The sequence below is a fragment of the Alteromonas sp. KC3 genome, assembly GCF_016756315.1.
GTDB lineage: Bacteria > Pseudomonadota > Gammaproteobacteria > Enterobacterales > Alteromonadaceae > Alteromonas.
In genome coordinates this window covers 2,738,429-2,751,933 of sequence record NZ_AP024235.1, presented here as the reverse complement: position 1 = coordinate 2,751,933, position 13,505 = coordinate 2,738,429, and the positions used below count along the sequence as shown (strand labels likewise).

12 protein-coding genes are annotated in these 13,505 nt (G+C 43.3%); 2 read left to right on the top strand and 10 right to left on the bottom strand.

Translation table 11 applies throughout. The features are described 5' to 3' along the window. Together JN178_RS12310 and JN178_RS12305 are read right to left on the bottom strand one after the other, a co-directional pair. Positions 1-627 carry an NAD(P)H-dependent oxidoreductase gene (locus tag JN178_RS12310; protein ID WP_202261824.1) on the bottom strand — a complete coding sequence of 209 codons (627 nt, stop codon included), beginning with the start codon at positions 625-627 and terminating at the stop codon, positions 1-3. Between the two features lie 109 nt (positions 628-736). Next, on the bottom strand, positions 737-1,342 hold the full coding sequence (locus JN178_RS12305; protein ID WP_202261823.1) for a Crp/Fnr family transcriptional regulator: 606 nt from the start codon (positions 1,340-1,342) through the stop codon (positions 737-739). Between the two features lie 391 nt (positions 1,343-1,733). Here JN178_RS12305 and JN178_RS12300 point away from each other — a divergent pair, with 391 nt between their 5' ends. Further along, a complete protein-coding gene (locus tag JN178_RS12300) occupies positions 1,734-2,627 on the top strand; it encodes a hypothetical protein (RefSeq protein ID WP_202261822.1) in 894 nt (297 codons plus the stop codon). A 156-nt stretch (positions 2,628-2,783) separates the two neighbouring features. On the opposite strand, the gene JN178_RS12295 is transcribed toward JN178_RS12300, so the two are convergent. From JN178_RS12295 to JN178_RS12265, 7 genes are all read right to left on the bottom strand, one after another. Further along, the gene (locus JN178_RS12295; RefSeq protein ID WP_202261821.1) at positions 2,784-3,221 is read right to left on the bottom strand and encodes a carboxymuconolactone decarboxylase family protein; all 438 of its coding nucleotides are present in this window, start codon (positions 3,219-3,221) and stop codon (positions 2,784-2,786) included. Between the two features lie 50 nt (positions 3,222-3,271). Beyond that, a complete protein-coding gene (locus tag JN178_RS12290; RefSeq protein ID WP_202261820.1) occupies positions 3,272-4,168 on the bottom strand; it encodes a helix-turn-helix domain-containing protein in 897 nt (298 codons plus the stop codon). Next, a complete protein-coding gene (locus tag JN178_RS12285) occupies positions 4,161-4,919 on the bottom strand; it encodes an HAD family hydrolase (protein WP_202261819.1) in 759 nt (252 codons plus the stop codon). Before JN178_RS12285 ends, JN178_RS12290 begins: the two co-directional genes overlap by 8 nt. A 14-nt stretch (positions 4,920-4,933) precedes the next feature. Further along, entirely contained in the window at positions 4,934-5,836 is a 903-nt protein-coding gene (locus JN178_RS12280) for an aminotransferase class IV (protein WP_232369558.1), read from the bottom strand. A 101-nt stretch (positions 5,837-5,937) separates the two neighbouring features. Then, positions 5,938-7,317: a sensor histidine kinase gene (locus JN178_RS12275; protein WP_202261817.1), complete on the bottom strand. Its 1,380-nt coding sequence runs from the start codon at positions 7,315-7,317 to the stop codon at positions 5,938-5,940. Then, a complete protein-coding gene (locus JN178_RS12270; protein ID WP_202261816.1) occupies positions 7,314-8,843 on the bottom strand; it encodes a DUF3369 domain-containing protein in 1,530 nt (509 codons plus the stop codon). Before JN178_RS12270 ends, JN178_RS12275 begins: the two co-directional genes overlap by 4 nt. Positions 8,844-8,996: 153 nt before the next feature. Then, positions 8,997-10,499 carry a catalase gene (locus JN178_RS12265; RefSeq protein WP_202261815.1) on the bottom strand — a complete coding sequence of 501 codons (1,503 nt, stop codon included), beginning with the start codon at positions 10,497-10,499 and terminating at the stop codon, positions 8,997-8,999. 228 nt (positions 10,500-10,727) lie between these two features. On the opposite strand from JN178_RS12265, the gene JN178_RS12260 reads away from it, so the two are divergent. Further along, positions 10,728-11,399 (top strand): nitroreductase, encoded by a 672-nt coding sequence (locus JN178_RS12260; protein WP_159626098.1) that lies wholly within the window; start codon positions 10,728-10,730, stop codon positions 11,397-11,399. A 33-nt stretch (positions 11,400-11,432) separates the two neighbouring features. Here the strand turns inward: JN178_RS12260 and JN178_RS12255 are convergent, their stop codons facing one another. Continuing rightward, positions 11,433-13,313 (bottom strand): putative bifunctional diguanylate cyclase/phosphodiesterase, encoded by a 1,881-nt coding sequence (locus JN178_RS12255; RefSeq protein ID WP_202261814.1) that lies wholly within the window; start codon positions 13,311-13,313, stop codon positions 11,433-11,435. Between the last annotated feature and the right edge of the window lie 192 nt (positions 13,314-13,505).

The window sequence follows — 13,505 nt, the reverse complement described above, 5'->3', positions numbered from 1 at the left end:
TTACTGCTCCATCACAAGGTGGTTTTTATCAAAACGGACTTTTTCGTAATGTCCATACTTATCGCTTGGATCTCGCCTGCCAATAGGACAGATCACTGTTGTGGTGAGTTGTTGCGCTTCTAGTCCCAGTACGCGGTCGAATGCGTCTGGCTCAAAACCGCCAATAGGGCAGGTATCTATTTCCATCATAGCCGCACTGGTTAGCATGTTCCCTAGCGCGACAAATGTTTGTTGTTGGGCCCACTGTTCGCGTTGTGCTTTGGTCATGCCGTTTATTGCACTTTTGGCCATTTCAGCGTATCCGGCTAGCGAGTCAGGTGATGCTCCCTTCTTCGTTGAGGCAAGGGATACATACTCATCAACAAGCGAGGTATTGATATCAGTTCGTGTAGCAAAAACTAAAAGGTGTGAGCTCGATGATACCTGCTGTTGGCTAAAAGCGAACGGTACCAAACGTTCTCTTAAAGTTTGTGAGCTAATCACTAGAATTTTATAAGGTTGCAAGCCATAGGACGATGGGCTCAACCTCGTTGCCTCAAGCAGCTCATCTAACTGCCACTGACTTAACTTGTGGTCTGAGAACTGTTTTACTGAATAGCGCCAATTAAGTGCTTTAATGACATGCATAATTCTACCTCGATAGTTCGTGTTTGCCTTACGTTGGTTACAGATTATCGAGATGAAAGCGTCGCTTCCTTAACATAGGTTGATTTTCAAAAGAATCTTTGCCACGTTTTCAAGGTGTGGCGAGTTTTGCGCGTATTCGACTTAGTTGTGTGGGTGTTATGCCAAGATGTGAAGCAATGTGGTATAGGGGCAACCTATTAACTAGTAGGGGAAAATCTTTGGTGAATTGTAGGTAGCGCAGTGAGGCATCGTCTTGAACCAGCTCTATTTCTCTTGCATCTTTGTGAAGTAACCAGTTCTTTTCTAAATAATGGATTTGGAACTTCATTAATTCGTGATTAGAAAATAACAGCTTTCGAAAGCCGGCAAACTCTATTTCCACCAGTAACGTGTTTTCAATCGTTTCGAAGGCTAAGCGAGAGGGGGATGCTGTGAGTAGGGCGGTCATTGGACCTGGAAACTGTCCTTCACAGAAAAAATTCTTGTTGTACTCATGACCACTCTCATTGCAAGTAAACCCTCTTACTAGGCCCTGTACGATAAAAGAGAAACTGGTTGGCATTTCACCCAATTTATATAAGTAGGTATTTTTTGGAATGTATCGTTGCGTGCAAAAGGGTAAAAACGCATTCCACGTTTCGTCGGAAAGCGGGAAATAAGTCGCCATAGTAGCCCTTAATGCAGAATAGCTATTTTCTTTATTTTCATTTTCCATTTTTTGCTTTCCGATAAAGTTGGCGTATAGGGGCCTCTATTTATACACTAAATTAACACTGGCTTTTATAAGAGCCGATAGGGCAAATTATTGCCGTTTTATTCATCGCACCATATGGCTTGTTTTTGTCACCCGATTTTATTGTTCGAACCTGTCTGTTATTTACTAAACCACACGTCCTAATTTTTTAAAGCTATTTATTTTTATCTCTACGTCTGACATCGCCTTGGTCGTACTCAGTACAAGCTTTCATAAAATTTTGTATTTAGATCAGTGCTATACCAAACGTCCATATTATTCAATTGTCACGCTGATATGAGATGGAATGGTACATCAATTGTAATACAGGCATGAACCTTTATGAATGAACGCGCAATCTCATGGACAGCTTATGAATATTACAGCAACAACTCCTCTTACTTACTCAGCTCTTTACCCGACTACATCCGGTAACGGACATGTACAGGCTACCCACGCTAATAATAATGGCATCCCAATTAGCGAAGGAGAGAGTCTTATGCACTTGGTCGATTTACAGAACTCCAGAAAATTTGCTCCAGCTCCGTTAAAAGAACAGCTCCAACTCTCTTCGCCAGAAAGTATTCGAAAATTTCACGAAGAAAATGGCAACCAGCGAGACACAACCGCCATTGTATACCTTGATGATGCACCGATTATGCTTGTGGGGAAATTCACGACTTCTCGCAATAGTCTCGGTGATATTATGGCTCGTCACAACGGTGACGCACAGCGCGCTATTTCTGAATTGGAAGCGCGTTATGGAAATAGAGTTCAGGTAGAGAGGTTCTCAGACAACAACCGTCCAACTAATGCAGAAGCTTATGAACTTTTTCATAAGAAATCTTACGCAGAATTTATCGCTGACAGTTACGCATCTATGGTTGCATCGCAAGCTCAGCAAGAAAGAGAATCCTTAGCCTTTAAACAGCAGCAATTAGCGTACGCGAATGCGCCAATTGAACATGTGTATAAAGTTGAAGGCAAAATTATAGCCAGTCAAGGCAGTGATGGGATCGCCGAGTTTCAATTGGGAAATTTGCTATCAACATTGGATCAGCTGAACATTAGTAGAGATGAGGCAAAATCCTTGTTTACCGAAACTGTTGGTAAATCGGTATCGCACGACGAATTTAACGCAATGCTTAAAGAGGTTGTTGGAGAGGGGGTTACCACTGATAGCTTTAGTGGCGATGAACGTCCAACAAGACAACATGTCTCGGCCACTGCACGTGTACAATATCAAGCTCACGCCAACTATTTGTAGCAACTCGCTTATTGTAGTTTCAGGCAATGAGCTTTAACGCCAATTGCTGTGGTCATCACAGTGACGTGAAGACCACAATAACGTGATGACCAAAGATTAATGGAAACTCATGGTTGAAGGCGCAAGTCGTGTTGCACGGTTAAATCACTAACGTGATTAGAACCCCAAACCCTTTGCTATTCGATTCCAGCTGTTAATTTGCAATATAACCGTTGTTAACGCCATAAAGCGCTGCTCGCCAAAGGCTTCTAGAGTGTCTTTGTATTCATCGGCTATATTATTGTTTTCGTGCAAAAGGGTTAGGGTTTTAGTCCATAAAAGCGCCTGTTTCTCTTGCTCGGTAAAAAGCAGGCAGCTTTTCCATGTGGGTAGCGCATCTATTCGTTGTAGAGTATCACCGTCTTTCAGCGCTTCTTGAATGTGCATGTTTTGGCAGAACTCACAGTTATTTATCTGTGATGCGAGTAATCTAACTAGGTGTATGAGCTTAGACGGGAGTGCGTCACTGGTGTGTTCGCTCACCAAGCTTGTTAGGCTGGTGGGAATGTTGGGGTAATGCTGGTACAAATAATTAGGTGTAAGTGCGTTAGTCATTGGGCTCTCCTTATTTCAGCTAAGAAAAGCATAAATCAACACCCGCAACCTTAATTGGAAATTTGCGACAATTTTCGTTTGCGGTACCGTTGTGGCGTTTCTAACGTACTAGCGCTAAATGCATTGGTAAAATGTGATTGGTCGTAATAGCCGCATTGTAACGCAATATCGCTTAGGCTATTGCTGCTTACAATAAGTAGCTTTCTTGCTGTGCTAATTTGAGAAAACTGCAAGAGCTGATGTGGCGTTACATCAAAGTATTTACGAATGTATCGTTCTAATGTCCGTCTACTCATGGTAGCGTCGTAAGCCATTTGTTGTGGCGATAATAAGCGCTGGTTTACTCGTTGTATAAGGGGTAACCACGATAAGCTGTTGTTGTCTGCTTGAGCGAATATATTAACTAACCAGTACTGAATTTCACGTAGCTGTCTATCGACGTTGTTTCCTAATTGTGCGCTTTCTGAAAACGGAATGTCAGCTATCATATCGCATAAATGGTTAAACGAGTCGTAGTGTAAAAAGTGCTGTTGTCGAAGGCTGAAAGGTACACATTCCTCACACTCTATAGTCTCCCCAAACAGCGCTTTTGCGGCACCGGGCTTTAACACAACACTGATATAGTTAGCATCTAACCGCCAGTGTTTACTTACAACGCGGCGATGTTGCAGTATGCTGGCTGTGCAACCATTGTCACTAATACGAAAAGTTAAACTGCAACCCGCATCAGGGTACAGTTTTTCGGTAAACTCGGTCAGGTTCGGCTTTTCATTAGTCATATACCAAATAGCCTGAACGTAAGGCTGCAATTCAGCTGTCACGGTGATAAAGCGAATATCAACATGGTCAAAGCTGGCCGCCGGAATGATGTTGCAGCGCTTAGCGAGTATGTCATTTTTATTGTCTACCCTTTGAGTATTCGCAGCTAAATGTTCGCATCTACTCATTGGCGCCACTTTCTCTTTCACAATGCGTATTTGTTTCCAAGTAGCGCTTCATTTCCACATAATAAGGCATGGCTTGCTCGGCAACCTGGTTTAATGCATCGTTTAGTATAGGTAACGGTTTTTGCGGTGAAGCGATAAGGCCAGTGCTTTTCCAAACCGACTCATACCAGTGCGGAGCCCATGCGCCATCGGCTGCATTGCCTCCAGCAGGCCACGACAACATACTAGGTTGAAAGTCGATACCTATTGCGCAGCATAGTTCGCGTAGCGCCTCTTTTGGGTTTTCAAGCAATCGGTCGCTATCAACAACAATAGGCGTTTGCCCCAAGTTATCTCGCACATAACGCAATAGCCGTAGCTGTTGAATAAAACCTATATCCTCAAGAGTAGGATTTTCTCGTTTGGCTTGATAACTCGCTACCACGCGCGCGGGGTGACGTATCAGAAATACGTTGGTTAGTTCACTCAGCCAATCAAGTTCAATGGTTTCAAGCATGTGATGGGTCATGTGCTTCTGATAAAAATGTGGCTTGTTGTTAGGAGTGTCGCCCAAACACTGTTTGATAACATCCTTTGCATTGCAGGGCTGAGAATCTAATATGGCTTGCTGCATAGGATGAACAAGTCCGGTCTCAGTCAAATAGGTTGCATAAAAAGGCTCATCGATAACCGCACAATCGCTACGCGCGGAAAATGCGTACATCATCGCGGTAGACAAATTTCTGGGCCCAGACCACATTGCAATGCGCATTACAAATTCCTTGTTTATTCAGTTTGGTTAACGAGTTCGAAATACCACTGCCTTATTCGTGTGGTCATGGGGCCAGGGTGAGACGTGCCAATTTGTCGTCCGTCGATATGCGATACCGGTGTTTGCGCCCCAAAAGTTCCGGTCAAAAACGCTTCATCGGCGCCATAGGTTTCTACTAGCGAATAATTTTTTTCTCGCACCGTTATGCCATTTGCTCTGCAAACCTCAATCACTTTTTGCCGTGTGATACCATTCATGCAGTAATCGCCAGTCGACGTCCACACTTCATCATTTCGCACAATAAAGAAATTGCAGGCGTTAGTGGTATTTACAAACCCATTAATATCTAACATAAGCGCTTCGTCGGCACCGCACTTTTCTGCTGCAATACAGGCCAAAATACAATTTAACTTACTGTGGCTATTAAGTTTAGGGTCTTGCGTCATTGGTAGCCCTCGTAGATGGGGCACGGTAGCAAGTTTTATTGGTCTTGAGATTGCGGCCTTTGAATGTTCGCAAATAATAACCAGTGTCGGGCCTTGTTGCGAAAGCGCAGGGTGTTGAAATGGCTTACTTTTCACGCCGCGCGTGAACATTAAACGTGCATGTACATTGTCATGCATGTCATTCGCTATACGAGTTTGCTCTAAGGCTGCTATCACGTCTTGTTTAGACATACCCAAGTCTAAATCAATGGCTAACGAGGCTTCAAATAACCGGTTAATGTGCTCTTCTAAAAATGCCCATTTGCCATCGTATAAGCGCAGGCCTTCCCAAATGCCATCGCCTAACATAAAGCCGCTGTCATATACCGAAACCTTGGCGCTGTCGCGATGCACAATATCGCCGTTAACGTATATGAGGATATCGCTGTTTCGTGGGTCTTCAAGCGCAGTATGCGTACTTACGTCTTCCATAACCATCTCTTATTAATTGTTATTGTGTTAACACACCATGTGAACAGCTTGCTGTTGATAAAGTAAGCTGATTGCATTGTTATGGTATTCGATTGGGGATGTCAACTTACGCAGTAATTTGGAATAAGCACCGATATACACGTACCTTTATTGACATCTGATGACAAAGAAACGTCACCTCTGAGTTTTTGCGTAACAAGGTTGTACAAAATATTAAGGCCTAGACCTGTTCCACCTTGTTCACGTGCGGTTGTGAAGAAGGGTTCAAACACCTTTCGCTGCAAGTCTTTGGGGATCCCTCTACCGTTGTCTTTAACACTAAGCTGAATACCAGTTTCAACTCGCTTGCATTCAACGTTTACGGCGTTCTGTTTATTATCTACACCATCACCGAATGCATGGCGCTGCGAATTAGAAATGAGGTTAGTTAATAGTTGCGCGATTATGCCGGGGCAGGTTTCAACACGTAAATGCGGCGTTATGTCCAATGACAGTTCGATGTTTTCTTTGCGCAGCATCGGCTTGAGGGGGTTACAGATTCTAGGGATGTATTCATCCAGATCAAACTCTTCAACTTCCATCGTGGTTTGATCGGCCGATGTTCGCTTAAAATCTTGAATTAACTGTGCCGCGCGCGAGAGGCTTGATTCAGCTAGATGAAGTCCTTCAGCGCAAACATGGGTGAAGTCCTTGAAGCCTTGCTCGGTTAAACTTTGATTTTCGAAGTCTCGATTTATCGCTTTGAGCTCTTCCTGACAATTACTTACCGAAGTCAATGCGATGCCAAGAGGCGTATTCACTTCATGAGCAATACCTGCAACCAAGTTACCCAACGCTGCCATTTTCTCTGACTCGACGAGCTTTTCTTGGGCGGTTTTGAGTGTGCTTAGCGTTATTTCTAGCTCTTGAGTACGTTCTTGTACGTTTTGCTCTAATGTTTGATTTGCCTTTAGCAACTGAGCTTCATAATCGGCACGCTCTTTCGCACTTACAGCCCGCCCGTATAAGTCGGCTAGTGATGCGGCAAATACTATTTCATCACCCAGCCAATGCCTAGGTGCGCCTTGATGTTCACAGCAAATAATGCCAATCATTTTTCCTCTGTGGCGAATGGGAACATCTAGCATTGAGCTTATGCCTAATGGACGTAAATAAACATCGGTAAATTCAAATGTTGCGGGGTGAGTATGCGCATCATCCGCTGCAATACTGCGTTCTGTATCAAGGGCCTCAAAATAATGAGGAAAGTCTTTTTTACTAAGTTTTAGACTTTCATCATCTAAATCATTACCCTTATCTATCAATAGCTTGCAGATAATCAGCGACTGGGTCTCATCATATAGCCAAATACCAGCACGTGTAATCGCCAACCCTTCACATACTGAGTTAATGATAAGGCGCGATGCAATTGATAATTCGCCTTTATCAATATCGGCGCTTTGACTAACCCGCAGTAATATCAACTCTAGTGCATCTTTCATTCTTCACAGTCCGGAGCTTGATTGCGTAGTTCTAAGATACGGTCAAAGTTTTCTAACATGATATGAGTGATAACGGGGTCAAATTGCTTTCCTGCATTCTCGCGCATGTAAGATTTGACCTCTTCAACCGTCCACGGGGTCTTGTAACAACGTTTAGATAGCAATGCATCCACAACATCCACAATGGCCATGATCCTACCTTCAATAGGAATATCATCACCTGCAAGGCCTTCAGGGTATCCTGAGCCATCCCATTTTTCATGGTGGGTTTTGGCAATAACGGCGCCCATTTTGGCAACAATACGATCAGTCCCTGAAAGTAAGTCATAGCCCTTTTGGGCGTGCGTTTTCATGACTTCCCACTCATCCTCTGTGAGTTTACCTGGTTTGTGCAATATGGTTTCAGGAATACTAATTTTACCTACGTCGTGTAGTGCGGCTGCGTAGCGAATGGTTTCAATGAACTCTTGGCTCATAAAGAGCTTTTCCGACAAGAACTCAGTCATTAAAATGACGCGTTTTACGTGGCCACCCGTTTCTTTACTTCTCATTTCAATGGCGTCGCTAAGCACCATAATGAGCTCTTTTTGAGTCTGTTGAATGTCCTCTTTTTGCGTCAAGTTTTCAAAAATAACCGACACGTTTGACGCAAACATTTCCAATGTTTTGCGTTGTAAATCATCCAACGGGCCGTCTAACTCAATGTACAAAATATTGTGACTTACTTTGCCTGTAGGGTAGTAACCAATAAAGCGATTTTCTGATTGATAATGAGCTTTGCTTTTAAGTACTTTTTTTACTTCATCTTCAATGGGTTTGGGTATCTCTGCTGAAATCCCCGGCGTGCAAAGCCCTACTAGGTCGCCGCTTGCTCCTAGTACGGTCATTTTGGTGTCACCGTAAAGGTCAGTATGTTGTGTGGAAAGATAAAGCACTGAGCTATTTAAATTCAGCAGTGTGAGTATTTGTTTAAGCACAGCTGAACCAAACTGTGCTAGAGACTGGCTTTCAAGCACAGAGGACGATGACTTCAATACGTCCTCCATTCCCTGTTTACTTTTCTCTATCGTTTTTATGTCTCGGTATGAACGTATAGCGGTATAAACGCACGATTTGAGCTTCATGGAAGATAGCTCAGTTTTCGCTTTGTAATCGTTAATATCGTATTGCCTGATAACTTCTTCTTCGGGGGCTTGGCCAGGCTGACCTGTACGAAGAATAAGTCGTGTACTGTGGTTGTTTAGCTCATTTCTAATTTGGTCTATGAGCTTTAGCCCCGCATCATCAGTTTCCATGACCACATCCACGAAAGCGAGGGCGATGTCAGGGTGTTCCTTAAAAAGCGCTAATCCTTCCTTTGCGCTATATGCTGAAACGAAGGTAACACCACGTCTTTCAAAATTAAATTTTCTTAGCGTGAGTATGGTGACATCGTGTACACCGCTTTCATCATCAATTATGGCAATCTTCCACGGCGCTAGATTTGACTGTGTTGTACTGCCATCTGACTTCTTAAAAAGTGACATAGAAAACAAATGCTAAATAAACAGGTTAATTAAAACGTATGCCACAAAATGAAAAGGCGCAAATTCAGGAGTCGAGTTTTTTGTTACCTATTAAAAAAGCCTTACTGCCCACTCAATGGGCAATAAGGCTTTACTTGATGCCATTATTCTGGATTAGTTATCTTCTATTGGGGTATTTTCCGTAATTGGAACTGTGTTTACATCTGTATCAAGAGACTCTACTGCGTTTCTCACACCTGCAGCATATTCCGAGGAAACTTTTTCCAAAACAGCGTACCATCTCTCTTTAACGCTATCTGAACATGGTCCCATAGCGGCTGCGTAGTTTTTATATAATCGCTGCTTTTGCTCGTCAGAAAAAAGATTAAACAACTTTCTTGGCTGAACATAATCAACGTCAGCGTCTTCTTGATTGTATCGGTTGGCATCGCCATCAATGCTTAGCGGAGGCTCTTTTACGGAAAAGTCGGCGACAGGCCCATTGTGCTGATTGGGCTCATAATAGGCGTCCGGGTTTCCAAAATCATTGGTAAAGAAACGCATTGCACCGTCTTTGTGGTAATGATTTACATCGCTTTTCTTTGGAGCGTTAGCGGGCAGGGCTTCATAGTGCGTACCTAATCGATAGCGATGGGCATCTGCGTATGAAAATATACGCGCTTGTAACATCTTGTCAGGACTAAATCCGATACCTGGAACCACATTAGACGGGCTAAAAGCGGCGTTCTCTACCATTTGAAAGTAGTTGTCTGGATTGCGATTCATCTCTAGTTCGCCCACTTCTATTAGTGGGTAATCGTCATGAGGCCACACTTTAGTTAAATCAAAAGGGTTGTATTCCTGTTTTCCTGCCTCTTCTTCAGGCATAGCTTGAATATACATGGTCCACTTTGGGAAATTGCCTTCATCAATTGCACTGTAAAGCTCTTCTTGGTACTTCTCTCTGGTGCTACCGATGATTTTTTCAGACGTTTCATTGGTGTAATTTTTGATGCCTTGCTGCGTTTTAAAGTGAAATTTAACCCAATGACGCTTTCCGTCCTTATTCCACATACTAAAGGTATGGCTGCCGTACCCATTCATGTGCATTGGCGAGACCGGAATGCCTCGGTCTGACATTAAGATAGTTACTTGATGTACACTCTCAGGTTGTGCGGCCCAAAAATCGAACATGGCTTCCGGTGAGCGTAGGTTAGTTTTTGGATGACGTTTTTGGGTACGGATAAAATCGGGGAACTTGTAGCCATCGCGAATGAAGAATATAGGCGTATTGTTACCAACCATATCCCAATTGCCTTGCTCCGTGTAAAACTTCAAACTAAACCCACGAACATCGCGTTCTGTATCCGCGGCACCTGATTCACCCGCAACGGTAGACCAACGGCTGAGTACTTCTGTTTGCTTGCCCACTTCACTGAAAAGGTCTGCACACGTATATTGAGTAATGTCGTGTGTTACTGTAAATGTGCCTTGTGCACCCCAGCCTTTAGCATGTACAACGCGTTCTGGAATGCGTTCTCGGTTTTGGTGTGCGAGTTTCTCGATAAGTTGATAGTCTTGTAGCAGGGCTGGTCCTCGTTCACCCGCCGTTTTTGTGGTTTCGTTACTGACCAGTGGGGCACCTGCTGAGGTGGTTAGTTGTGGTTTCTTCGCCATTGTAAACTCCATTCGCGCGCTCTGAATTCAAGCCAAATTCCATTAACTACATGTGTGTTTGACTCATGTGTAGCCATTGCTACGGCAGCGGCAAGTAAAGGGTTTAGTTCGCGCTATACATATCTATAAAAACAAACAATCCTAATAGTACACGATGCACATTGCATCAAAGAAGGGGGCTGTTTACTCTACGTTAACAATTGAAGTTAAAAGACATTAGGAAAGGATATGAATTTTGCTGAGTTTGCCGCTTCGCGTAAAAGTGTTCGTGGATTTACCGACCAACCCGTTACAAAAGATACGGTAGAAGCCATCATCAATGCCGCAAAATGGGCACCGTCTTCATACAATACACAAACTTGGAAAATTCACGTTGTAACCGGAGATGTACTAGACAACATCAGAAAAGGGAACACTGAAAACACCCTAGCCGGTAAGCCACATGTTCGAGACTTCCCATATAAAGAAGATTATCAAGGTATACATCGTCAGCGCCAAATAGATGTGGCAATTCAGCTTTTTGACGTAATGGGAATAGGGCGAGAAGACAAAGAAAAACGCATGGATTGGATGATGCGAGGCTTTCGGCAATTCGATGCTCCGGTGTCACTTGTACTTACATACGATAAATCACTGGAACCTGCAGGCATCACACAGTTTGGGTTGGGCTCGCTTGCCTATGGCATAGTATTGGCTGCATGGGATTTAGGATTAGGTTGCGTAATTAATGGGCAAGGAATCATGCAGTCTGAGGTAGTACATAAATACGCAAATATTCCCGATGATGAAGCTATTATGATTTGTATTGCACTAGGTTATCCCGATCCTGAATTTCCCGCTAACGACGTTCGTTCAACACGCGCTGACAATAGTGAATTTGTTACTTATCACGGCTTTTAGCAGGCTGGTGGGTTAACGCGCTCTTTAATGAAGTTATTCACTATTAGCGATAAGTAGTGCTGCCATTTCGTCGCCAGGTATTGGTTTACTCCAGTAATAGCCTTGACCAATATGGCAGCCTAATTCAATCAGCTTGCTCAAAGCAGCCTCATTTTCGATACCTTCGGCCACGGTAACCATACCTAAGCTTTCGGCCATGTTAATAATGGCCGATACAAGGGGTTCCTCACTTTCATTTACGCCTAAAGTACTAACAAAGATACGGTCTATCTTCAGTTTTTTAGCGCTAAATGTACGCAGATAATTTAGGTTTGAATAACCAGTACCGAAATCATCAATGGCGAACTGTACTCCTAGCTGTTTGATCGCTTGTAATTGCTGTGCAACGTTATTTGTCGACTCTGCTAAGATGCTTTCGGTTAACTCTAACTCAAGGCATTCAGCCGCCAAGCCACTATTTTCTAGCGCCTGAGAGACCACTTCGGGCAAGCTCCCGTCTTTAAACTGTGCAAAAGATAAATTCACCGCAATACTTAAATCTGTATTGCCTAACCGATGTTGTTCTGCACAAAAATGACAAGCTTGGCGTAATACCCATTCTCCTAGCGGTGCGATAAGACCGCTGCTTTCCGCTATTGGAATAAACTTATTGGGAAAAATCATGCTGCCATCTGCTTGGGGCCAGCGCACAAGCGCTTCCATAGCGCAGATTTTTCCCGTGGTTAAATTCACGAGTGGTTGATAATAAACGTCCAACTTATTGTTATTGATGGCTGGTCGAAGCTGTTGAATAAGCTTGAATTTCTCATCGCTCTCTTCATCAAGTTTGGCATCGTAGTATTCAAAGCGATTACGCCCATTGCGTTTTGCCTCATACATTGCAATGTCAGCTTTTCGGCAAAGCTGCTTAAACTTAACACCATCAAAGGGAGCTTGGGAGATACCGATAGAACAAGACACGACTATTTTGGTCTGTAAAACTTCAAATTCTGAAGAGCACCATGTAATAAGGTTGTCACAAAGTTTATCTAACTGCTTTTTATCGTGTATTTCAGACGCCAATACAATGAACTCATCACCACCAAAGCGAATTAGATTCTCCTTAGCAGTTAGGTTGTCGGTAATAGTTTGCGAAATTTTCTGAAGAAAGCGATCGCCAGCTGCGTGGCCTAAAGCGTCGTTTACAGGTTTGAAGTTGTCCAAATCAATAAACAACAAAGCCAATTGAAGTCCTTTTTCTTCACACTCTTCGAGCTTTTGAACGAATAGTCTTTCTCCCAGTATTCGATTGGGCAAATTAGTAAGTGGGTCGTGATGAGCAAGGTGCTGGATGTGAATGCGGTTCTGTTCTACTTTGGCGTTTTCTTGCTGCAACGACTGCATCAAGCGGCGAATATCCTGCACCAGCACATACACACCAAATCCGGTAACGCAGAAAATCACCATAATAAAAACAAGATGAGTCCAGCTTAGATAGGGGCTTTTAGGTGCTATAGTGCCGCTCATGATTAACCACGTCATGAGTGCACATAGGGCTAATATTAAAGAGAGTACGCCTATAAATAGGCCACGTCCGCCAAGAAGAGCTGCGAAAATAATAATGCCGGGGTAGCCCAACATTGCCATGTCGAAGACACCCGCACCAGTAGCTGCTAGAGCGAACAACATGGAAGACAGTGAGCCCAGTAGTACGTAACTACTCAAGGCCATTACTTTCTTATGGGCCAGAAAAGCTGCAATGAGAATACAAAAAAGACTGATCGCGAAGATATCAAACGTTATGCCACGAGAAACAAACAAACACGCAATTAGACCTAAGCTCGTTACATTGCTTATTTGAAATATCCGCTTTCTACGCAATTCACTAAGCTCATCGCGTTTTGAAGAGGGAAGCACAGATTCACTATCCAGCATACGTTACTCTTACCGCAGTGTTTAGAAAACCATACCGCCACTTTGGAAAAAAGCAAGTTATCGCATTGAACTAAAAAAAACGACTTCATAGTGAAGTCGTTTTTCTAAAGTGTAACACCATCAGTAACTGTCGTTCATCGGATGCGTAAAACAACAGCGCTAATGTGCACATGTCACCGATTACTATTGCCC

Bases quoted from the DNA above. Each gene is read 5' to 3' on its own strand.
- JN178_RS12285 (WP_202261819.1), bottom strand. From the start codon at position 4,919: ATGCGCATTGCAATGTGGTCTGGGCCCAGAAATTTGTCTACCGCGATG.
- JN178_RS12295 (WP_202261821.1), bottom strand. From the start codon at position 3,221: ATGACTAACGCACTTACACCTAATTATTTGTACCAGCATTACCCCAAC.
- JN178_RS12270 (WP_202261816.1), bottom strand. From the start codon at position 8,843: ATGTCACTTTTTAAGAAGTCAGATGGCAGTACAACACAGTCAAATCTA.
- JN178_RS12300 (WP_202261822.1), top strand. From the start codon at position 1,734: ATGAATATTACAGCAACAACTCCTCTTACTTACTCAGCTCTTTACCCG.
- JN178_RS12265 (WP_202261815.1), bottom strand. From the start codon at position 10,499: ATGGCGAAGAAACCACAACTAACCACCTCAGCAGGTGCCCCACTGGTC.
- JN178_RS12290 (WP_202261820.1), bottom strand. From the start codon at position 4,168: ATGAGTAGATGCGAACATTTAGCTGCGAATACTCAAAGGGTAGACAAT.
- JN178_RS12260 (WP_159626098.1), top strand. From the start codon at position 10,728: ATGAATTTTGCTGAGTTTGCCGCTTCGCGTAAAAGTGTTCGTGGATTT.
- JN178_RS12280 (WP_232369558.1), bottom strand. From the start codon at position 5,836: ATGGAAGACGTAAGTACGCATACTGCGCTTGAAGACCCACGAAACAGC.
- JN178_RS12310 (WP_202261824.1), bottom strand. From the start codon at position 627: ATGCATGTCATTAAAGCACTTAATTGGCGCTATTCAGTAAAACAGTTC.
- JN178_RS12275 (WP_202261817.1), bottom strand. From the start codon at position 7,317: ATGAAAGATGCACTAGAGTTGATATTACTGCGGGTTAGTCAAAGCGCC.
- JN178_RS12255 (WP_202261814.1), bottom strand. From the start codon at position 13,313: ATGCTGGATAGTGAATCTGTGCTTCCCTCTTCAAAACGCGATGAGCTT.
- JN178_RS12305 (WP_202261823.1), bottom strand. From the start codon at position 1,342: ATGGAAAATGAAAATAAAGAAAATAGCTATTCTGCATTAAGGGCTACT.